Source organism: Desulfotomaculum sp. (assembly GCF_982386235.1).
In genome coordinates this window covers 22,982-41,684 of record NZ_CEVWQM010000018.1, presented here as the reverse complement: position 1 = coordinate 41,684, position 18,703 = coordinate 22,982, and the positions used below count along the sequence as shown (strand labels likewise).

Genomic DNA, 18,703 nt, shown 5'->3' with positions numbered 1-18,703 from the left:
CTTTACTTCCTATACGGCATCACCTCATCAATGATTCCGTACTGTTTAGCTTCCTCAGCGGACATAAAGAAGTCCCGCTCAGTGTCCCTGGTAATCTTATCCAGAGGCTGCCCGGTGTGGTGGGCCAACCGTTCATTTAACAGGTCTTTCATGCGTAAAATCTCTTTGGCATGAATATCAATATCCGTTGCCTGACCCTGCACGCCACCTAGGGGTTGGTGAATCATAATTCTAGCCATGGGAAGAGTATAACGCTTGCCAGTTGCTCCGGCGGCCAGCAAGAAGGAACCCATGCTTGCAGCTTGACCCAAACAAATGGTGGATACAGGGGGTTTAATATACTGCATGGTATCGTAAATCGCCAATCCAGCAGTAACAACCCCACCCGGAGAATTGATATATAAATGAATATCCTTCTCAGGATCCTCAGCCTCTAGGAATAAGAACTGTGCGATTACCAGATTGGCAATATGGTCGTCAATGGGTCCACCAATAAAGATAATACGATCTTTCAATAATCTTGAATAAATATCGTATGCTCGCTCGCCCCGGTTAGTTTGTTCTACTACTATTGGTACTAAGCCCGACAAGTCTATCGCCTCCTTGAAATATCTATCTAGCCCTATCTACGGCTTTAGGGCTTACATTGCCAATATATTCAATCTAGGCCTCTTTGGTGCCTTCCACCACTTTAGCATTTTCAGCCAAGAAATTAACAACTTTACGGCGGGCTATATCTAGATTAATATGTCTCAGCTCACCCTGTAATTCCAGTGTCTTACGTACAATTTCCGCATCCTGTTTAACATATTCAGCAATTTTTTGAATTTCCTCATTTAATTCTTCTTCACTGGCAGTAATATTTTCAGACTTGGCAATGGCGTCTAAAACCAGTTCACTTTTAACTGTTCTTTCAGCATCTGGTCTCATACGGTCACGCATGTCATTAATGCTGGTGTTCGTATATTGGAAATACTGATCCAGGTTAATGCCTTGCTGAGCCAGACGTTGGCTCATGCTGTTAATCATTTCTTCAACCTTTTGGTCTACCATAACTGCTGGGATCTCAACCTCTGCTTTAGCAACCGCAGCTTCCACTGCACCGTTTTCCATGGAAGACTTGGCCACTTTTGCGGCATTTTCTTTTAATCTATTCAGAATGTCTGACTTTAATTCATCCAATGTATCGAATTCGCTTACGTCTTTGGCAAACTCATCATCCAGTGGTGCCAGTTCCTTGCGTTTAATTTCATTAATTTTTACTTTAAAGGTTGCTGGTTTGCCGGCCAGATTTTCTGCATGGTATTCTTCCGGGAAAGTAACGTTGATATCTTTTTCTTCACCAAGCTTAACTCCCACAAGCTGCTCTTCGAAACCAGGGATAAAGGAATTGGAACCGATGGTTAGGGAGTAGTTTTCGGCATGACCGCCTTCAAAGGCCTCACCGTCTACATAGCCGGTAAAGTCAATGAGGGTGACATCTTCATTTTGCACTTCTCCTTCTTCCACTGTGATAAGTTTCGCATGGCGATTCTGCAGACGTTCCAGTTCCTTCTCTATGTCCTGATCCGTTACTTCTGCGGCAGGTTGGGTTACTTCTAAACCTTTGTATTCGCCCAGGGTTACCTCCGGCTTTACTTCTACAGTGGCTTTAAAAATTAAGATTTTACCAGCTTCACCCTGTACAATATCAATTTGGGGTTGGTCAATGGGCTCGGTGGCAGTTTCTTCTAAAGCTTCCATATAAGCTTCGGGAATAATCATTTCAGCGGCTTCACCAAATAAAGTTTCGGAACCTACATAACGTTCTACCATTGCCCGGGGAGCTTTTCCTTTACGAAACCCAGGAATGTTAACTTGCTTAACAACTTTCCGGTAGGCTTTATCCAAAGCCTGCTCAACTTTTTCCTGTTCTACCTCAACCTCTAAAAGGACGGTGTTTTTATCAATTCTTTCTGCAGTGGCCTTCATTATAAAGTGTTCCTCCTTAAATATCCTTTGGATTATTATTGTTTACTGAAATTACACCCTCCCACAGGACTGCAACCCTCGTTGTTTGTAGTGTAACCAAATATAGGCATAACACTATATTTATTTCTACGAAAGGTTATCCAACTCCTGCTGAAGTCGAATCATTTACAGTCAAAAAGGGTAATTTTTTCCAGTTACCTCAGTAATTAAAATACCAGGGCATAACCCTGGCAATCCTATATCATTCCAATTATACCATAATGTCTTTTCTTTGCAAAACATTTGCTTAGGGCTTCCTTTTCCTCCATTTTTTAAAGGTTTTATTTTCTAATTTCTTGAATATATATCATCTTTTTAATTAGATTTCAAGTCTTGTGAAATAAATAATTTTGTTGTATAAATTAGTTAGATAATTAAAAATTGACTGAATTTTAAAACATTATATTATAAAGAGGGTGTTGCTATGTCAAATGGTTGTTCAATTTGCCAAAAGGAAACCGATCGATTACTAGAGTGTTCTGTATGCGGCGATGAAGTATGTTCACACTGTCATGAGCAATGTAGTATCTGTGGTCAATGGGCCTGTCATAAACATGTTATCTGTATTTACAAGCAGGTTCATGTCTGCTCAACTTGCTATGCTAGCCAAATAGTAGAATCCCTAGACTACCCGAACGAAAAATTTAAGGTTTAACCACTATCCCGAACGAAAAATCAAAAAAATAAAAAACACCTGATTAATCAGGTGTTTTTTATTTGTGGTGCGGATGAAGGGACTTGAACCCCCACACCTCGCGGTACCAGATCCTAAGTCTGGCGCGTCTGCCAATTCCGCCACATCCGCATATAAAACTGATGGTGATCCATCCGCGACTCGAACGCGGGACACCCTGATTAAAAGTCAGGTGCTCTACCAACTGAGCTAATGGATCCTATTAATGGCTGGGGCGGCTGGATTCGAACCAACGAATGCCGGAGTCAAAGTCCGGTGCCTTACCGCTTGGCGACGCCCCAATATAGTATAAAATGGGGTGGATAATGGGACTCGAACCCACGGCCTCCAGAGCCACAATCTGGCGCTCTAACCAGCTGAGCTATACCCACCACAAAGCGTTGCTGACTTTGGTGACTCGCAGAAATTATATTATCAAAGTCATTCATCATTGTCAAGCAATATTTCAACAAATTATTTTCTCATAACCTTTATTACTATTGCCTAAACGATCATGCTTTTTGCTGCGAACAATTACTGATTATATATAGTTTGACATGTATTGTCAAGACCTTTGGGTGCTTCTCAGGTGTTTATTTTTCGCAAACTAAACTAACCTTAACTAACTAAATTCTGTTATCATAGGGAATGTACATTTGTTTTTAGGAGGGTCTTAGTCATGGCTCAATCCCAGTTTAAAGAGGGTTTTAAAGCAGCTTTGCCCGTTGTCTTTGGCTATTTTCCCATTGGCATGGCCTTTGGTGTTTTGGCGGTTCAATCTGGTATGACTACCCTTGAGGTCTTTATGATGTCATTGCTGGTCTACGCCGGTTCCTCCCAGTTCATCGGAGCAGGCATGCTAGCAGCCCAGGCTTCCTTTGGTACCATTGTCTTAACCACTTTTTTAATTAATTCCCGGCACCTATTAATGACTGCCTCCTTGGCACCCTATATGAAACATTTGAGTGCCAAGCTTTTATCCTTATTGGGCTTTTGGATTACGGATGAAACCTTCGCAATTTCCGTTGCCACTGTGGCCCGTGAAAAGAAGGATAAAGGATATTTCTTTGGTCTTTTGGTTACCGCTCACCTGGCTTGGCTTTCCAGCACCGTGCTGGGGTCTGTGATGGGTAATTTTATCCCTGACCCACAAAAATATGGTTTGGATTTCGCCCTACCGGCTATGTTTATCGCTCTATTGGTTTTACAAGTAAAACACAAGAAAATGTTGGCCGTAATTATTATTTCCGCCGCCTTATCCATTGGTATCAAGCTAAATGCCGCGGGTAGCTGGAATATTATTTTGGCCACTATAATATCTGCAACGATTGGGGTGTTAATCGATCAATGGATGGAAAAGTCCTCGCAGTCATTATCGGCATGATGGTGGTTACCTACATTCCCCGGATGCTGCCGCTGGCCGTATTATCCCGTATGAATATTTCCCAGGGCGTAATGAATTGGCTTAGCTATGTGCCAGTGGCTGTCTTGTCTGCCCTGTTGGCACCTGAGTTACTTTTAAAAAATGGTCAGCTTAGCCTGAACCTGTCCAACACCTATCTCCTAGCAGCCATTCCCAGTTTTCTAGCCGGGTATTTTTCCAAAAGTATCTTCCTGACGGTGGTAACTGGTATGTTGACTGTCGTATTGTTAAATCAGGCCTTTTAGTTGTTAACAATTAGCCGTTAGCTAAAAACGATCCGCTAACAGCTAAAGGCTAATCATGACTCATGGCTATAGTTTCGTCCCCTCCATGGGTGAATATTCCAGTTTTAAAGCATGCTCTACTTTGTCATCAAAGGCTTGATCATGGGAAACCAGCAAAAGTTGCTCAAATTTGCATTCTTCCTGGGCCTTGCCGATGGCTTCGGCCAACATATTGCGGCTTTCTGCATCCAAGCCATAGGTGGGTTCATCAAAGGCGCAGAAACCTGCTTGGGAAAATTCCTTGACCATGGCCAGTTGCATGGCCATGGCAGCCTTCATTTGCTGGCCACCGGACAGGCTGGTAAAGCGCTTCTCCCCGGACACAGTGGTGACCGTAAGGCTGTAATCTCCCGAGCGCCAGTGAAACTGTGCCGCCTCATTGCTCATCGTATTGTAGATAACCTGGGCCTGGGCTGCCACCCGAGCAGTTAGGCTGCGGGCCACCGGTTCCTGGGCATTTTTCAAAATATACCTTGCCCGCTCAAGAATACTTTCCTGGGCCTGTAAACGGAGCAACTCTCTGTACTGCTCCTCCCGTTGCTGCAGCAACCCCTGCATAACCTTGACCCGCTGCTGCTGTTCTTTCACCAACCGCACAGCTTCGGCCAATTTGCTGGTGGCTTCCCCAAGAGCAAGGTTTGCCTTGGCATAGGTGTCCTTTAGCTCCTTATGCCTGGCTGGATTATAGGCCGCCTCTGCTTGCTGAAACCTTTGCTCCCACTCTATCAATTCTGCCTGTAACCCCTTTAACTTGTCTTGACTTTCCTGCAGCATCGTGAGATATGCCTGCTGTTTTGCCGCCACAGGCTGATTTTGCAAATATAAGGTGTAGCCCGGCAGATGGTTGGCTTTGTTTGCCGTGGCTAAGGCCAGTTTGTTGTCCAGCTCCTGAAAGGGTGCCAATTGCTGTTGCAAATTCTTTATCTCCCGGCGAATTTTGTTTAGTTGGGCTTCAATCCGTTCGGCCCTTTGCTCTGACTCGGCTGCCCTTTGATTAAGTTTCTTAATTTCCTCTGTCAGGTTCTTTAGGGCTGTTTCCTCCGCCGCCAACTCCTTTTTCTGTCCCACCCGCTGGGCCAATGTATCCTGGGCTGCTTTATACCGTTTCTCCACGCTGGGCTGCCATCCCTGATAACGCTCATAAAGGGCCATCTGCAAAGCCTTCATTTCTTCCACCGCAGCCCGGTAGCCGGCCACTTTCATTTTTGAAGTTACAGCCACGCCGCCACTTAACTTGGGTAATTCACCGCCGGATTGCAAAACTTTGGCCAGTACCTCTGCCGCCGCCCGACCCCGGACATCCACCAGCTGCCCATATAGCCCCACGATGCCTTTGGCCAACTGACTGGCCCTAGCCTGTTTCTCCAGCTGACTTTTTTCCTCTGCCAGCAAGTATTCTACTCGCTTTCTTGCCTCGGCAACCAGTTTTAAAGCTTCCTTCTGCGCGATAGCTGTCTGTTGAAACTTCTGAGTCAAGCTATCTAGGTCTGCCTTGGACTTAGCCGGGTTGAACTGGTTGCAAGCTGTCCCCAGCAAGGGACATTGTCCGCCAGATAATCTGGCCAACTGTTGTTCTAGAACAGCCTTCGCTTGGCGGGTTCTTTCTAACTCCAAGCGACATTGCTGCTCCTGTTCTTCAAGCCTCGTAAGTTCTTCTTTTGCCTGGGCTAACTGGCCGGCTATTTTTCCATTTAGCTGCTGTAATATTTGCTCCAAATCTGCCAGCTGTTCAATGGCCGGTTTATTTACCGCACTCATACCCCTTAGCCATTCCACAATGCTGGCCAGATGCTTGCGTAATTCTTCGGCCTGTTTATAAGCCAATTGGCAGTCTGACTCCCCGGCTTGGAACTGCTCCAAGCGAAGGCTAAGCTGCTGCCATCTGGTTTGATAATCCTGCTGCTTCTGGGCAGCATTTTCCCGATCCCGCTGCCCTTCCTGCCCTTTAGCCAGCAAATCCCTGGCCAGACCCATTTCTTCCCTTTGTCCGTTGGCTAGGGTTTTTTGGATTTGATCCCGGGTCAGACGTTCCTTTTCTAAAACACTAATTTGTTGTTCTAGCTCTAGGTAGGCTTGGTAGGCTGCCTGATTTTGTTGAAGCATCCGATTGGCCTGCTTGGCTTCCTCCACCCTGGTAGAACAAGTGGCAGCATCATTGTTAGCCTGGGCAACCAAGTTTTTAGCCTCACTGACCTTTAACCGTGCTGCTTGATAGTTATTCATGAGAATTTCGTACTGTGCCAATTGGCCTGCCGCATGATGCTGCTGCTGTTGGCTTTTTTCTACTAACGCCTCCAGAGTAACCCTTTGTTTGACGGCCTCCTCATATTTTTCCGGGGCATCTTGAAGCTGGGATATTTGCCCTTCTAAGCCGCTAATAACTGCCCGTTGGTTAGCTATCTCCTGCCGAACCTCATCACAGGGACCCTTGAGGTACTCAAAACACTGGCGAAAAATATCTACATCTAATAGTGGGTCAAAGTGGTTCTTGGCCTCGCTGGGCTTCAGATCAAAGGGAATGGTAAAACGTCCTTGCTTGACACCCAACAGACTGTGGTAAACCTCAGCCAAGCGTTCGGAATTTTCCACCCCGGCCAGGTTAGCAATAAAGTCCTTAACTTCTTTTTCCCCTTCTGCTTCGATAAAGTCATCATCCTGCCGAACCACCTTCCAGCGACGTCCGCCATTGCCTACATCCCGCTCTACCCGGTACAAGCAATCCTCGTGCCAGACCCAAACATCCACCTCACCGGCTTTACTGCCATTTCTTAAGAGATAGGTATTCTTAGCCATTCTGGCATTGCCACGCACAGGTTCCGCATCGAAAAGGGCATAGCCAATGGCTTCGATAAGGGTACTTTTGCCTGTTCCATTTTTCCCCGCAATCTGATTAATACCTGGTTCTAGCTGAATGGTAATGCCCTCACCATTCGCCCCTTCACCATAGCTTTTGATATTTTTTAGTCGGATCCTCTGCACCCACATCTAGTCCTCACCTTCCTTTGCCGTTGCCACCGCACGTCGTGGTTGCTCAGCCAATGCCTCTTGTACCAAACGCTCCACCAGTCCACTGCTGTTAAGCCTTTCACGAATTTCCTGGTAACCAACTTGGCTGCGCACATCCTCTTTAAACTGATGAAATAACCCTGCCAAGATATTCGCTTGTTCCTCTAACCCCACCAGGGGATTATGCAATACTAAATCATAAATGGCCGCCCTTTCCAGGGCTTCCCGGGTGGGTACGGCAGCCGCCCCTTGGGCCTCTAACCCTTCGCTGTTAGCCAACTGTAAAGCACCGGAATTTATTTCAACCGCCAATACGGGCAGATCTTCTTCCAGGTAGGAGGCCAAGGCATCGGTATCCAATCTTATCCGCCCCAAATTTACAGCACCGGTCAATTCCAGGCGCACCGCATCCTCTGGCCCGGCCCCCGCCTCTTTTAATAAACTGCTGAGATCCCTCTGAATACCATCCATTGCCCGTTTCGTTTTGTTGCCGTGGGGGGAACAATCATAACGCAGGCTGATGACTCTTCTTTTGGGTACATTGAGAATTTCCGCCCTTTGCAGAGGGTTGATTGCCGTGGGATCAATTTCTACCAGAGCCATACCCCTGGGCTGCCCGTCGTAGCGGCTCTCTTCCAATCTTACATGCTCCGGGGAACCTGGGTTAAGGGCCCACCCGCCGTGGTTTAAGGGCTTATGTATGTGTCCCAGGGCCAAGTAATCAACCTGCTGATGAAGAAATTCCAATGTCTCCTTGGCAAAGCCGCCCCCTTCCTGCACCATATAGTCCGGTCCAGCATGGAGCAGCATCACAGTGGCCCTGACAGAGTCCTTGGGCCACTGTGTCATGGCCTCCCAAATAAGACGTGCCCTCTTAATGGTGCCAGCCCCCAAGTAACCGGCACCAACGATCCTGACACCTTTATAGTCGATATAAGAACCTCTTCTGGTTTTTTCATCCCAGGGGGTAAGCACAGGTCCCTCGGCCTGAAAGGGTATGGTCAGTAGGTGAAGCAGTCCTATATCATTTAAATAACGCACCCAGGTATGGGTTTCCCCGGTCACCGTGGCCCGGTCATGGTTGCCTTCAATGGCAAAGACCGGTATATTCGCTTCTTGCAAAGGCAGCAAACAGGTGGTGGCCTGCCGCAAAATAGGTGGCTGAATATTTGGGGAGTCATATAAATCCCCCGCCAGCAGCAGACCATCCACCCTTTGCTCCAGGGCATACTGTACAATATAGTCTAGGGCCTTAGCAAAGTCATCATCGGGCAGTTTACCGCCCAGACGCTGGCGGCCCAAATGAATATCGGAACAATGTATAAATTTTAGTGCTGACATGGTTTGCACTTCCTTTTTTCACAAGATTCCTGCTTGTCCTGATCAATTATACCGGAATCTCGAACGGCCTGTCACTTCTATAAAGAATGCATAAATGTGGTTTGAAAAGAAATAATAAGAAAAAACAAGGAGGTGCCCCATTTGTTGAAGGCTCTCAGTCTTGCTAACCTAAACGAAATTCAGCGCAATGTTTTAATCTTTGTGCGAGAGCATACATCACCGGACGGAATGTTGATTTACCCCCTAAAAGATATGGGTAAATCACTGGGCTATTCAGAATTAGAAGTCCAGCGGGCCCTACGAAATTTGGAAGAACTAAATCTGGTGGATTATCGCGAAGGTGAAAATCCAGAGGACCCCAACATGATCCTTTATAAAGACGAATGGTTAGATTCTTACAGCCAAAACCATTAAATGGGAAAGGCCCCTCACCAAATGGCGAAGGGCCTTTGTCTTTTTGTCTTACTTATCTACGGGTGCTTTCTCACGGAAAAGGGAAGGAATCAACAGAATACCGGATAAACCGACTAAGCTGTAGATTACTTTGCTCAGGATAGAAGATTCACGCACAGCATCTCCACCCAAAAGGGCTGCAACCAAATCGTAGCTGAATAGGCCAACTAACAACCAGTTTAATGCCCCGATGATCACCAGTACTAAAGCAACTCTTGATAATGTTTCCACCAAATAGAACCTCCTCGAAAAAATAATTTCGAGTGGTATTATTGCCGTTTTTTTCTAAAAGCAAACATTTTTATTTATTATTTAAAGACTTCTTCAAACAACTCATCCTCCGGCCCTTCATCAAGGATGGTAAAATTAACTTCCAGTTTGCTGCCTTCCTTGGCCTCTGGAGGTAAAAAACTGCGCGGCACCTGCCACATGATTTTTCCTGACACCTCTAAAACAGCCCAATCTGCTTCAAAGCGATCGATCACTGCCCTCATCGGCTCGCCCTCCTAAAACCTGCCTGCACTGCCTCATCCTCTGTTTTAAACCAAGCCTCTGGTTTGGTTTGTTCATAATTCCGCTGCCCGGGCAGGTGGTAAATTTTATCACCGTTTTTATTAATGTTGCCCTTAATTAGGCCTTTAGCATTTTTATCTACATAGACCGAGGTATCCTTGGCTATCGGTACCTCCCCTTTTGTTGTTATAGTTTGGTTTTCTACTGTAATTTTTTTGCCATCCGATACCAAAACCAGGGTGCCCTGTTGGGCCGTCTGATAAACCTCAACCTTACTGGTCTTTAACCTTTCCAGGATTTCACGGTGGGGATGGCCATAATCATTCTTGGCCGCCACTGAGATCACCGCTACCTGTGGATTCACTGCCTTGAGGAATTTTTCCCCGGTGGCAGTGTAACTGCCGTGATGACCCACCTTTAGCACGTTAGCCCTTAGGTCATAACCTTTGGTTATCATCTCCTGCTCCGAAAGGATGCCGGCATCCCCGGTCAGTAAAAAAGCAGTTTCGCCAAAAGAAATCTTACTAACGATACTATAATCATTCAGTTCCTCATAACTGCTACTGTTGGGTGCCAGAATCTCCACTCGGGCATCACCCAAGGTAAAACTTTGTCCTCCACTGGCTGCGGTGGCCTTTATATTTTTCGCCTTCATAGCACGTAAAACATCCTGATAGGTTTCCGTAGCATGATTAACTTTGGGTAAATATATTTGCTCCACCGAAAAATGTTTAATTACATCATCCATGCCACCGATATGATCTTCGTGAGGGTGGGTCCCGATGACCACTTGCAGCTTTTTTATACCCTGTTGATTAAGGTAGCGAACCATCAGCTCTCCATCAGCATTATTGCCGGCATCCACCAGCATAGCCTGATCACTATTTTGTACCAAAATTGCATCCGCCTGGCCCACATCAATAAAATGAACCTTCAGAGTACCGGCTGGTGCCGTGATGATTTTTGGTATATCTGCCTTAGGACCCTCGGTTTCAGGTTGACTGCAACCAGTAACCAACATTAAAATACAGAGTAATAGTGGTAGGATAAATTTTTTCATGTTTTCTCTCCCTTGTTGATAGGATGGTACAGTAGAATATTATACCATACGCACCAGTACCTGACTGGGGCTATTATTTTAATTTTTTGCGAATTATTTTGTACACGCTATTGGATATGATAAGATAAAGCAAAGGAAGGAGTTGTTTTGGATGAACAAAAAGCTTCTTATCGTGGGTGCATTGATTCTGGCCCTTGTAGCCTTAACCATTCCTGCCGCCTTTGCCGCCGATACTGACACTCCGGCTAAGGCATGGTTTGAGCAACGAATGGCTTCTAAGAGAGTTCAAGTTGATCAGGCTGTGCAAAATGGCACCCTAACTCCGGAGCAGGGGCAGGCCTGGCAACAACATTTTGATAAAATGAGTGAATTTCGGGCTCAGAACGGCTACACCTGCCCCGGTGCTGGTCCCGGCAAATGTGGCTTAGGCCCAGGTGCTGGCATGGGACGTAACGGTGGCGGTCCCTGGCAGAATAATCCTTCTGCCCAAATTCAATAATGGTAAAATCAAAAGCGGCCCCTGGGGGTCGCTTTCGATTTTTTTGCTTACTGTAAAAAATTTGTTATACCCCGGGCAATGGCATTGGCAACCTGCTCTTGATAGGCTGGATCCTGTAGCCGCTTCCTTTCCTCTGAGTTACAAAGCCAGCCTGCTTCCACGATGACTACGGGTATGGTCATGTTTTGGAATAAGTAAAAATCATCTGGCCGAGGTTCCTTTTCCCTGACCTTGGGCAGCCTGTTGGTCTCCCGTTGAATGGCCTGGGCTAACCTTTTACTTTTCTCATCACTGGGATTGTAGTAAACAAGAACACCATTGTCCTGGCCTTCACCGGTATTGATGTGGATGCTAACAAAAACCTCACCCTGAAACCTCTGGGCCACGGCAATACGATGGTCTAGGTCAAGCCGCTCGGCCTGCTTGGTGTAAACACCATTTTGTGTGAAATCCTGATCCTTTTCCCGGGTCAATTGAACCTGATGCTGTTTCATAGACCGAGCTATCTTTTGGGCAATGGCCAAATTTATATCCTTTTCCATTACCCCTTCTCGACAGGCACCAGGATCTGAACCCCCATGTCCTGGATCAATAATAACCACATGTTTGGGTAAAGGCTTTTTTTGAGGTTTTTGGGGTGAACTTTCTGCCTCCGTTTTATAAAGACATCCCTTTAGAAAAAAGCCCACGGGTAGCATCACAATAACAACTAAAATTGGCCAAAACCACGGATGTCTTTGTTTTCTGTAGGGTCCTTTGATATACATATTCATTACCTTCACTTATTTATTTTGGTTTGCCCTTATGCATATCGGAAGGTTTATACTTTCCGATATGCCAAATCTAGTTTTACTTTTTTAAAGGAAACCCATTCATAAAAAGAAAAAAGCACTGCCCCAAAAGCAGTGCCTTTCTTATGATCATAGCCTATAGGAAAATAACCAGCAGCACAATGGCGATGATTAATAGGAATATAAAAAAGCAAACGCAAACCGGCAATAGAAAACTAGGAAAACAAGAGTTAGCTTGTGTCATAATCTCAACCCCTTTTTCCTACAATCTATGACACATTAACAAAAGATGTGAATTCATTCGGTCTTTTCTTTTTAACTAAATAATAGAATCACATCCCAAGCATTATCCCAGGGTGTGACTTTCAGCCTTCCTGGCAGTAAAGGTTTGTATGGACCGATACCCTGTTCCCCTGGCCAACGTAAGGGCTTGATCGTAATCCGCCCCAACATCCTCCGGATTGTGGGCGTCGGAGTTGATCACAATCGGTACTCCATTGAGAAAGCATGTTTTCAATAATAAAGGCTGGGGATACATTTCACCCACTGGCTTTCTTAGGCCAGCGGTACTAATTTCAATACAGGTACCACTATTGGCAAAAGCCCGGGCAATCCGGTCATACTGTTCCTGAAGAAAATCTTGATTCGTAGGAATATATTTAAAAATTTTCGCCAGATCCAGGTGGGCTGCAATATCAAAAAGGCGGCTCTCAATCAGGGACTCAACCCGATCAAAATAGTCCCGCCACACATCTTCAACTTTACGTCTTTCCCACTCTTCCTTCATTTCCGACAAATCAATACCCCACTGATCAATCCAATGGACTGAACCAATCACATAATCAAAGGGATAGCCATCGATAAATTCTTTAATTTCCTTCTCCTTACCAGGAAAGTAGTCAATTTCTATACCAAACTTAACATTAATCCCCTCTGCCCTGGCCTGTAAGATCATATTTAGATAGTCGTCCATCTTCTCCGTTTGCCTTTGTTCAACCCAATGGTTCCAAAAAATATGCTTTGTCTCAATAAACCTGTAAGCATGCTCCGAAATTCCCCAATCATTAATGCCCACATGCCGGGCATGTTCATAAAACTTCCGCAGCCACTCTACTGTGTACTGTCCTTTTTCCACATGAATATGATAATCTGTTAACATTTTGCACCCACCTTGTTGTCGTATATAGAATTATGTTGTTGTATATAGAAACTATATTAAGACTTCTAAAAAAAATCAATAAATCTTGCTGTATACATTCAAAGCCCTACCTTGCACGATTGATTTCAGTTGCAAACTCATTAAGAGCCATTGCATTAAGCCCCGCAAAACCCGTGGATAAAACATTGTTACTGGCCAAGCGGACAACGATAGAATAATAAGCATCCTTATTTAAGCCCCAATCAAACAGGCATTTTAGGCTGCATACAGAGAAAACATTCGATTCATATTTTTTTAGCAGAAAACCTCTTCTTATTTCTTCGATGATCCAAAACTTATTATCGGAAGATTCATTACAGTGCTGACAAACAGGAAAGGTCTCCAATAAATGCATAATTGTATTTTCTACCCTTTCCCGATCCTTTTCTTTTTCTGATCCCCAATGGGTACTCATAAAAACTATATCCTTAACTAGCAGTTCCTTGTCCACCGAATCATGCCACTCCTTAATTATTAACATAAGCCAACATTGTTGACATTGCTTATTTTACCATATAAAATCATTAATACGGCAGCTAATAATCTCTTAATAAATATTGTTGCTTTCCAAGAATCATTATGTTATTATATTTTGTGTTGGCTCAAGAATTGTCCCAGTAGCTCAGCTGGATAGAGCAACGGACTTCTAATCCGTAGGTCGGGGGTTCGAATCCCTCCTGGGACGCCAGAAAACGTAGAAATGGCAAGGCTTTCAAGGTTGGAAGCCCTTGCCATTTTTCTTTTTTAGGGGAAACTTCTAATATTCTTCTAATGTACGGTATGGAACTATTGAAAAAGAGGTTATTATACTCCGTTATGTTCTTTCCGTCAGTGATTTTGGGGGAATTATTTTTGATTATATTCCGGCAAGTTTCAATCCCCTTCACAGAATTTTAAGTCCTTCAACACACCTTGATTTTACTGGCATCTAAAGTGTAAGCTATGAAATTACTGGATTTCTTTTTTGCTAGTTAATAATCAACTTTGGTAAGTTTGGGTAATTTTGGTGACATGTTGACGACGTTCTGGCGATGTTTTTCACCCAGTTATATGGGTAAGTTAATCATGAAAACATTTCCATATTCTATCAAACAACTGAATAGTCCGGCACCAATGGCTATAATTATGTATTTTACAACTATATTATTTAATACAATTATATCTGTCAGATTAGAACCTAAAAAACAACCATTATAACCACCTATAATCATATAATACCCCCAATTATTCCACTCCTTTTAAACATAAACTTAATATCACCTTATTCTTTATCATGCCATTTAGATCAATATATGGATTATGGAAAGTTTACAAGATCAGTTTTTCCGCAGCATGCCTCTTTATAAAATACGCAACAACAATAGTCCATTGAAAGTTTAGGGAAGCAAAAGAACCGTCCCCTTGCTTCTAAAGAGTCCATAGGGTTTCACCGTCCCTAACCACATTGGTGGCAAAAGGAACATTCAACGCTACTAGCCTACTGAATTGTTCACTCTCGTAAATGTTAACAGAAATATCGATGCCATGCTCTAGTTCAGAATCTAATACGAAATCGTAGATTTTATCCCGATCCATCCTATTCTTGTCTGAAACGAGAATAAGAATATCCATATCTGAATCTAAATGATGATCTCCCCGAGCCCTTGAACCGTACAAAACGATTTTATTAATTTCTCCTGGGTGTAATCTATTCAGATACTCAACAAATAACTTTAGTACTTGCTTTTCAATAGAACTTAGTACGGGCATTGAACCACCCACTTAAAATAATTTAATAATTTTTCTTTTGATTCATTATACCATGTTTGACAATAAATTCCCTTAAAGCGATCACTGTCGATGCTATGCAAATTCAAAGATATAGCTATAGAAAGTAAAGGTGGTACTGCGTTCCAATATACTTATACCGTACAAGACCTGGTGCCTCAAAGATATAATCATTCGGAAACGATTGGACCCTTGCAGCTTCTCTTACAGTTAGTGTCCTTGCCTGACTGCTATCTGGATGAATAAATCTGTTACCATCTTTAAAAGTTCTTTATCTTTGGAATCATCGCTTTTGAGTAAATGTTTGGAAGAGGTGCCTTCTTTCATACCTTCGAATAGCCTGACATCTGTTTCTTGCTGACTTCGGGCTATATGTTCAGTAATCCTATTGTTAGCAAAGCTTGGGCATGCCACTGCCGCCTTTATGCTTGATAGATATTCCCATGCCATTCCATCCAAACAAAAACAAGCTGCCATCAAGGCGGGGGAAGCTGTTTTGTAAGGGGCAAAAATCCTCTATTGCAGGAGGCGGCTGCATCTGGTAAATTTACCGAGAAGGAAGCTCGTAAAACTGGCTAATAACTAGGCAGGGGATGGAAAGAATATGGCCATAAACCAACCATCGAAAAGTAAGTGGCTTAGAAATGTCTGATGGATAAGGTTGCACTATGCTCAAGATAAAGAAACAGGGGTTATAGTATACCATTTCGCTTAAAGACAAAATAAAAATAGCCCCCACCTCTCGGCGGGGGCTTTGGTAAAGAGAGGAATTGCGCCTACTGGCACATGTCGACGTGTTGATTTTATCACACGGAATCTCCTGTTATCTATAGGAAGTAATATCCATCTACGGCCACACTTTTGTCCTATCCCATAAGTAAAAGTAAGTGGATAAAAAGCCCCAGGGAAACCTGGGGCTAATCAGTCAACGACAACATAAGGTCCCGGCCACAAAAGACCTGGCTTTCCGCAGAGGAAGGCTATGTCTTTTTTATGGTAAAGCATGGTATGATGGATTCAAAGTTTATGAAACCACTCAGACAAACAGGAATTTGTTGAACATCCCAGACTTCACATTATTGCATAAAAGGAGCATAAGGCAAATGGAAAAGCGCCGTAAATTATATCTTCCTGACAGTAATTGCTCCAATTTATCTGAAGAAAGAGAAGAAACAGAAGTCGCAGGAAATGCGCCTTGTCCATGCTGCCGATTTATTACGATTCCGAATGTTGGGGATGCTCTGGCTTACATCTGCCCCGTCTGTTTTTGGGAAATTGATTCTTTTATTCAGTCGGAAAACGAGCCAAGCGACCAAAATCATGGATTGTCTTTATTCCAGGCAAGAGATAACTATGTAAAATACGGCGCCGCAATGCCTGAACTGAAGATTTATTGCAGAAGCCCCAAAGAGTCTGAATTTCCAAGAAAATGAACATAATGAGATACGGACAAATTGAAATTTGTCCGCCACACCATAAGCAATATCCTACTACTTATTCTGTACTATTCTTTCTTGCCGTGATAGCAATTGTCGTAAAAAAGTAAGAAATTCGCAGGAGGAATATCAGCTAAATACGCTAATATCCCATTAACACAAAAACAAAAAAGGAGGTTATGTTATGGAAAATAGTGTTGGCGGAGTCGTTATAGTTGTGGAAAATCGGGAAAAACTGGCTCCGAAGGTAAATGCCATTTTAACAGAGTTTGGTGAATTAGTTGTGGGACGAGTTGGTCTACCCTACCGTGAAAAAAATAAGTATGTCATTACCATCGTGGTGGACGGAGACGCTGCCGTAGTGGGTGAAATGGTTAAAAAACTGGAAGCACTGGGGGAAATTCAAGTTAAAGTTGCACTAAGTGGCATCTGTAACGCATAAGACATTTTTAAAAAAGTTTAATGAATTTAAAATCAATACCTCTAGCGTTATTGCTAGAGGTATTTTCGCCCTGATTAATTAAGTGGTGGTAATCTTCCTACATTCCAGATAAAACCTTTTTTCTTCTGCCTCACCCATTGAAAAGGTTTTTCTAGGTAACACCCCGTCTAAAATAACGGTCTTAAATAAATCATGTTTGTCCATTGGTTCAAGGTAAAAGCCAATGTTTCCATCCTGTGAAGCCAGGGAACTCAAAACATCTTCCCCATGAATATAATCAATTTTCAAGTTTCCTTCGTTGTCAGAAATATCATTGAGGGCCTTCTGGAGGGTTGCAACTTCTAGGTTGAATTTGGGATGTTGAACTACTAATAGGCCTCTAGAAGTACCGGTAATATAGGGAATAACGTGGCAATCTCCACTGGCAGTAAGTTTTTTTCCCTCTTGCTCCAACTCTGCCTTGTTATTAAATTCTTGAAAATAGGCTTTTGAGTTATTTCTATTACAGTATCCAACAATACGATCTAATAAGTTTTTTCCATTGACGTTGAACACAACCCTGTGAATGGGTTCAAAGGTTAGTCCCTGATCATGAACGTTTACAACCTCTACCATAGCATAACGTGCAGGGTGGTTTTCAAACTCACTGGCTGTCAAACTAGCTTTTATATTTTCCCAAACAGCTTTAGCAGTAGCCAAAGAATGGTTACCATCTCCGGCTGCGAACAGCAGTACATCTTTTTCTGGGCCTACCCCATATTTTGCCCTAAAGGATTCGGGTTTTGCCAAACTTACAAAGGCCTTCATGATGCTTTCTTCCATGGCGGAATCACTTACCCTGTAACCCTTAATGTGACCACCATTCATCATTAATTCAAAATCATAGAGCCGTTCCATTCTTTCGGTTTGTGCTGACAGGGGCTCAATTACTGTCATTTCCGGATCATCTATAAGGAGCATAACATGGGGAACTTCAATGGGGGCATTTTCCCTGACCTTTATTCTAGGAGGCAATCTGTCTAAAACTGTACCTTCAGTGGCTCGAATCAAGGTCTTGGCACCAGGGTTATAGTCATATTGCTCTAGGTCAATGGCAATTAGCAAACCCTTTCTTGATCCGGTATGGGCTGTTTTACGATCAATATAGATAAAGCCCTTTCCCTTTTCTACCAATAGTTTGTCAGCGATGTACCGCCTCATCGTATCGTTAATATTCGTTATTCTCTCCTCTGCCCTACCCTCTTCTAGATAAACCTCGGGAAATATTAGGCGCAAAGTTGAAGGTTCCCCTGCTACAATTCTTTCCACTTCTGACCAGTATTCCGGCTGAGATGAATATTGATCGCAGGCCACAACGGACCACTTGTTTAAATTAATTGTTATTTCCGGCAAAAGTACTTCAGGTGGTTTTATTCCAATGTTCTTTATCGACAAAATTATCAACCTCCAAATCAATCTTTTTGGGCCATATTTCCCAATCCACAAGTTTTTAGTTCCTTAGCCATATCTTCACAACCTCTTTTATTGTATCAAATTAAGACTATTCCATCATTACAAAATACTCAGTATACATAATATTTCAGAAAAATCAAAGAAATATGGGTCTATTTCTCAAGTGTCAGGGGGAAGGTTCTTCTGACAACAGCTAAATAAATTTTTTAAATATCAAAAAAAACTTCTTTACCCTCTTTACAAGTTCTATAACAGATAGTATAATATCGTCAAGGGGAACGCCAAGTTTAGGTTAAGGTTAAACACTGAGTTCTGTTTAAGTTAGGTTTGTTTTAAAGAGTGTCATGTGTTAAGT

21 protein-coding genes and 5 tRNA genes are annotated in these 18,703 nt (G+C 43.4%); 8 read left to right on the top strand and 18 right to left on the bottom strand.

Annotated elements, in window-relative coordinates; translation table 11 throughout:
* Window positions 1-2: 2 nt before the first annotated feature.
* Window positions 3-590, bottom strand: a complete 588-nt coding sequence (gene clpP, locus AC1U9Z_RS11715; RefSeq protein WP_333531906.1) for an ATP-dependent Clp endopeptidase proteolytic subunit ClpP — start codon at window positions 588-590, stop codon at window positions 3-5.
* Window positions 591-663: 73 nt separating this feature from the next.
* On the bottom strand, window positions 664-1,971 hold the full coding sequence (gene tig, locus AC1U9Z_RS11710; protein WP_333531907.1) for a trigger factor: 1,308 nt from the start codon (window positions 1,969-1,971) through the stop codon (window positions 664-666).
* 463 nt (window positions 1,972-2,434) lie between these two features.
* On the opposite strand from tig, the gene AC1U9Z_RS11705 reads away from it, so the two are divergent.
* Window positions 2,435-2,665, top strand: a complete 231-nt coding sequence (locus AC1U9Z_RS11705) for a hypothetical protein (RefSeq protein ID WP_333531908.1) — start codon at window positions 2,435-2,437, stop codon at window positions 2,663-2,665.
* Window positions 2,666-2,730: 65 nt separating this feature from the next.
* Here AC1U9Z_RS11705 and AC1U9Z_RS11700 read toward each other — a convergent pair.
* The 4 genes from AC1U9Z_RS11700 to AC1U9Z_RS11685 form a co-directional block, all read right to left on the bottom strand.
* A tRNA-Leu gene (locus tag AC1U9Z_RS11700) sits at window positions 2,731-2,815 on the bottom strand.
* 12 nt (window positions 2,816-2,827) lie between these two features.
* A tRNA-Lys gene (locus AC1U9Z_RS11695) sits at window positions 2,828-2,903 on the bottom strand.
* A 7-nt stretch (window positions 2,904-2,910) separates the two neighbouring features.
* Window positions 2,911-2,985, bottom strand: a tRNA-Gln gene (locus AC1U9Z_RS11690).
* A 13-nt stretch (window positions 2,986-2,998) separates the two neighbouring features.
* A tRNA-His gene (locus AC1U9Z_RS11685) sits at window positions 2,999-3,075 on the bottom strand.
* A gap of 287 nt (window positions 3,076-3,362) precedes the next feature.
* Between AC1U9Z_RS11685 and AC1U9Z_RS11680 the strand changes: the two genes are divergently transcribed.
* A complete protein-coding gene (locus AC1U9Z_RS11680) occupies window positions 3,363-4,067 on the top strand; it encodes an AzlC family ABC transporter permease (protein ID WP_333531909.1) in 705 nt (234 codons plus the stop codon).
* Complete coding sequence (locus AC1U9Z_RS11675) at window positions 4,031-4,351, top strand: AzlD domain-containing protein (protein WP_333531910.1); 321 nt, start codon at window positions 4,031-4,033, stop codon at window positions 4,349-4,351. Before AC1U9Z_RS11680 ends, AC1U9Z_RS11675 begins: the two co-directional genes overlap by 37 nt.
* A gap of 66 nt (window positions 4,352-4,417) precedes the next feature.
* Here the strand turns inward: AC1U9Z_RS11675 and AC1U9Z_RS11670 are convergent, their stop codons facing one another.
* Window positions 4,418-7,375 (bottom strand): SMC family ATPase, encoded by a 2,958-nt coding sequence (locus tag AC1U9Z_RS11670; protein ID WP_333531911.1) that lies wholly within the window; start codon window positions 7,373-7,375, stop codon window positions 4,418-4,420.
* The gene (locus AC1U9Z_RS11665) at window positions 7,376-8,737 is read right to left on the bottom strand and encodes a metallophosphoesterase family protein (protein WP_333531912.1); all 1,362 of its coding nucleotides are present in this window, start codon (window positions 8,735-8,737) and stop codon (window positions 7,376-7,378) included.
* Window positions 8,738-8,869: 132 nt separating this feature from the next.
* Here AC1U9Z_RS11665 and AC1U9Z_RS11660 point away from each other — a divergent pair, with 132 nt between their 5' ends.
* On the top strand, window positions 8,870-9,151 hold the full coding sequence (locus AC1U9Z_RS11660) for a MarR family transcriptional regulator (RefSeq protein WP_333531913.1): 282 nt from the start codon (window positions 8,870-8,872) through the stop codon (window positions 9,149-9,151).
* A 48-nt stretch (window positions 9,152-9,199) separates the two neighbouring features.
* Here AC1U9Z_RS11660 and AC1U9Z_RS11655 read toward each other — a convergent pair whose 3' ends face one another.
* From AC1U9Z_RS11655 to AC1U9Z_RS11645, 3 genes are all read right to left on the bottom strand, one after another.
* The gene (locus AC1U9Z_RS11655) at window positions 9,200-9,421 is read right to left on the bottom strand and encodes a DUF378 domain-containing protein (protein WP_333531914.1); all 222 of its coding nucleotides are present in this window, start codon (window positions 9,419-9,421) and stop codon (window positions 9,200-9,202) included.
* Between the two features lie 77 nt (window positions 9,422-9,498).
* Window positions 9,499-9,684, bottom strand: a complete 186-nt coding sequence (locus AC1U9Z_RS11650; protein WP_333531915.1) for a DUF3006 domain-containing protein — start codon at window positions 9,682-9,684, stop codon at window positions 9,499-9,501.
* Window positions 9,681-10,763, bottom strand: coding sequence for a ComEC/Rec2 family competence protein (locus AC1U9Z_RS11645; protein ID WP_333531916.1), 1,083 nt, complete (start codon window positions 10,761-10,763; stop codon window positions 9,681-9,683). Before AC1U9Z_RS11645 ends, AC1U9Z_RS11650 begins: the two co-directional genes overlap by 4 nt.
* Before the next feature lie 151 nt (window positions 10,764-10,914).
* Between AC1U9Z_RS11645 and AC1U9Z_RS11640 the strand changes: the two genes are divergently transcribed.
* Complete coding sequence (locus AC1U9Z_RS11640) at window positions 10,915-11,262, top strand: DUF2680 domain-containing protein (RefSeq protein ID WP_333531917.1); 348 nt, start codon at window positions 10,915-10,917, stop codon at window positions 11,260-11,262.
* A 47-nt stretch (window positions 11,263-11,309) separates the two neighbouring features.
* Here the strand turns inward: AC1U9Z_RS11640 and AC1U9Z_RS11635 are convergent, their stop codons facing one another.
* The 3 genes from AC1U9Z_RS11635 to AC1U9Z_RS11625 form a co-directional block, all read right to left on the bottom strand.
* A complete protein-coding gene (locus AC1U9Z_RS11635; protein WP_333531918.1) occupies window positions 11,310-12,029 on the bottom strand; it encodes an N-acetylmuramoyl-L-alanine amidase family protein in 720 nt (239 codons plus the stop codon).
* Between the two features lie 370 nt (window positions 12,030-12,399).
* On the bottom strand, window positions 12,400-13,212 hold the full coding sequence (locus tag AC1U9Z_RS11630; RefSeq protein ID WP_333531919.1) for a histidinol-phosphatase: 813 nt from the start codon (window positions 13,210-13,212) through the stop codon (window positions 12,400-12,402).
* A gap of 106 nt (window positions 13,213-13,318) precedes the next feature.
* A complete protein-coding gene (locus AC1U9Z_RS11625; protein ID WP_333531920.1) occupies window positions 13,319-13,702 on the bottom strand; it encodes a hypothetical protein in 384 nt (127 codons plus the stop codon).
* 160 nt (window positions 13,703-13,862) lie between these two features.
* Here AC1U9Z_RS11625 and AC1U9Z_RS11620 point away from each other — a divergent pair.
* Window positions 13,863-13,939: transfer RNA gene (locus AC1U9Z_RS11620), tRNA-Arg, on the top strand.
* 719 nt (window positions 13,940-14,658) lie between these two features.
* Here the strand turns inward: AC1U9Z_RS11620 and AC1U9Z_RS11615 are convergent.
* The 3 genes from AC1U9Z_RS11615 to AC1U9Z_RS11605 all read right to left on the bottom strand — a co-directional run bounded on the left by AC1U9Z_RS11615 (window position 14,659) and on the right by AC1U9Z_RS11605 (window position 15,468).
* On the bottom strand, window positions 14,659-15,000 hold the full coding sequence (locus AC1U9Z_RS11615) for a nucleotidyltransferase domain-containing protein (RefSeq protein WP_479957483.1): 342 nt from the start codon (window positions 14,998-15,000) through the stop codon (window positions 14,659-14,661).
* Between the two features lie 115 nt (window positions 15,001-15,115).
* Window positions 15,116-15,262, bottom strand: coding sequence for a DNA cytosine methyltransferase (locus tag AC1U9Z_RS11610; protein ID WP_479957488.1), 147 nt, complete (start codon window positions 15,260-15,262; stop codon window positions 15,116-15,118).
* Window positions 15,229-15,468, bottom strand: coding sequence for a hypothetical protein (locus tag AC1U9Z_RS11605; protein WP_333531921.1), 240 nt, complete (start codon window positions 15,466-15,468; stop codon window positions 15,229-15,231). The genes AC1U9Z_RS11610 and AC1U9Z_RS11605 overlap by 34 nt, the downstream gene beginning before the upstream one ends.
* A 653-nt stretch (window positions 15,469-16,121) precedes the next feature.
* On the opposite strand from AC1U9Z_RS11605, the gene AC1U9Z_RS11600 reads away from it, so the two are divergent.
* Both AC1U9Z_RS11600 and AC1U9Z_RS11595 read left to right on the top strand, forming a co-directional pair.
* Entirely contained in the window at window positions 16,122-16,451 is a 330-nt protein-coding gene (locus tag AC1U9Z_RS11600; RefSeq protein WP_333531922.1) for a CPCC family cysteine-rich protein, read from the top strand.
* 187 nt (window positions 16,452-16,638) lie between these two features.
* Window positions 16,639-16,896: a TM1266 family iron-only hydrogenase system putative regulator gene (locus AC1U9Z_RS11595; protein ID WP_333531923.1), complete on the top strand. Its 258-nt coding sequence runs from the start codon at window positions 16,639-16,641 to the stop codon at window positions 16,894-16,896.
* A 78-nt stretch (window positions 16,897-16,974) separates the two neighbouring features.
* On the opposite strand, the gene AC1U9Z_RS11590 is transcribed toward AC1U9Z_RS11595, so the two are convergent.
* Window positions 16,975-18,330: a DUF1015 domain-containing protein gene (locus tag AC1U9Z_RS11590; protein ID WP_333531924.1), complete on the bottom strand. Its 1,356-nt coding sequence runs from the start codon at window positions 18,328-18,330 to the stop codon at window positions 16,975-16,977.
* Window positions 18,331-18,703 lie beyond the last annotated feature (373 nt).

What these genes read in the sequence shown, in the direction of transcription:
- tig (WP_333531907.1), bottom strand. Translation starts at nt 1,971, where the DNA reads ATGAAGGCCACTGCAGAAAGAATTGATAAAAACACCGTCCTTTTAGAG.
- AC1U9Z_RS11705 (WP_333531908.1), top strand. Translation starts at nt 2,435, where the DNA reads ATGTCAAATGGTTGTTCAATTTGCCAAAAGGAAACCGATCGATTACTA.
- AC1U9Z_RS11680 (WP_333531909.1), top strand. Translation starts at nt 3,363, where the DNA reads ATGGCTCAATCCCAGTTTAAAGAGGGTTTTAAAGCAGCTTTGCCCGTT.
- AC1U9Z_RS11675 (WP_333531910.1), top strand. Translation starts at nt 4,031, where the DNA reads ATGGATGGAAAAGTCCTCGCAGTCATTATCGGCATGATGGTGGTTACC.
- AC1U9Z_RS11670 (WP_333531911.1), bottom strand. Translation starts at nt 7,375, where the DNA reads ATGTGGGTGCAGAGGATCCGACTAAAAAATATCAAAAGCTATGGTGAA.
- AC1U9Z_RS11665 (WP_333531912.1), bottom strand. Translation starts at nt 8,737, where the DNA reads ATGTCAGCACTAAAATTTATACATTGTTCCGATATTCATTTGGGCCGC.
- AC1U9Z_RS11650 (WP_333531915.1), bottom strand. Translation starts at nt 9,684, where the DNA reads ATGAGGGCAGTGATCGATCGCTTTGAAGCAGATTGGGCTGTTTTAGAG.
- AC1U9Z_RS11645 (WP_333531916.1), bottom strand. Translation starts at nt 10,763, where the DNA reads ATGAAAAAATTTATCCTACCACTATTACTCTGTATTTTAATGTTGGTT.
- AC1U9Z_RS11640 (WP_333531917.1), top strand. Translation starts at nt 10,915, where the DNA reads ATGAACAAAAAGCTTCTTATCGTGGGTGCATTGATTCTGGCCCTTGTA.
- AC1U9Z_RS11635 (WP_333531918.1), bottom strand. Translation starts at nt 12,029, where the DNA reads ATGTATATCAAAGGACCCTACAGAAAACAAAGACATCCGTGGTTTTGG.
- AC1U9Z_RS11630 (WP_333531919.1), bottom strand. Translation starts at nt 13,212, where the DNA reads ATGTTAACAGATTATCATATTCATGTGGAAAAAGGACAGTACACAGTA.
- AC1U9Z_RS11615 (WP_479957483.1), bottom strand. Translation starts at nt 15,000, where the DNA reads ATGCCCGTACTAAGTTCTATTGAAAAGCAAGTACTAAAGTTATTTGTT.
- AC1U9Z_RS11605 (WP_333531921.1), bottom strand. Translation starts at nt 15,468, where the DNA reads ATGGCATGGGAATATCTATCAAGCATAAAGGCGGCAGTGGCATGCCCA.
- AC1U9Z_RS11600 (WP_333531922.1), top strand. Translation starts at nt 16,122, where the DNA reads ATGGAAAAGCGCCGTAAATTATATCTTCCTGACAGTAATTGCTCCAAT.
- AC1U9Z_RS11595 (WP_333531923.1), top strand. Translation starts at nt 16,639, where the DNA reads ATGGAAAATAGTGTTGGCGGAGTCGTTATAGTTGTGGAAAATCGGGAA.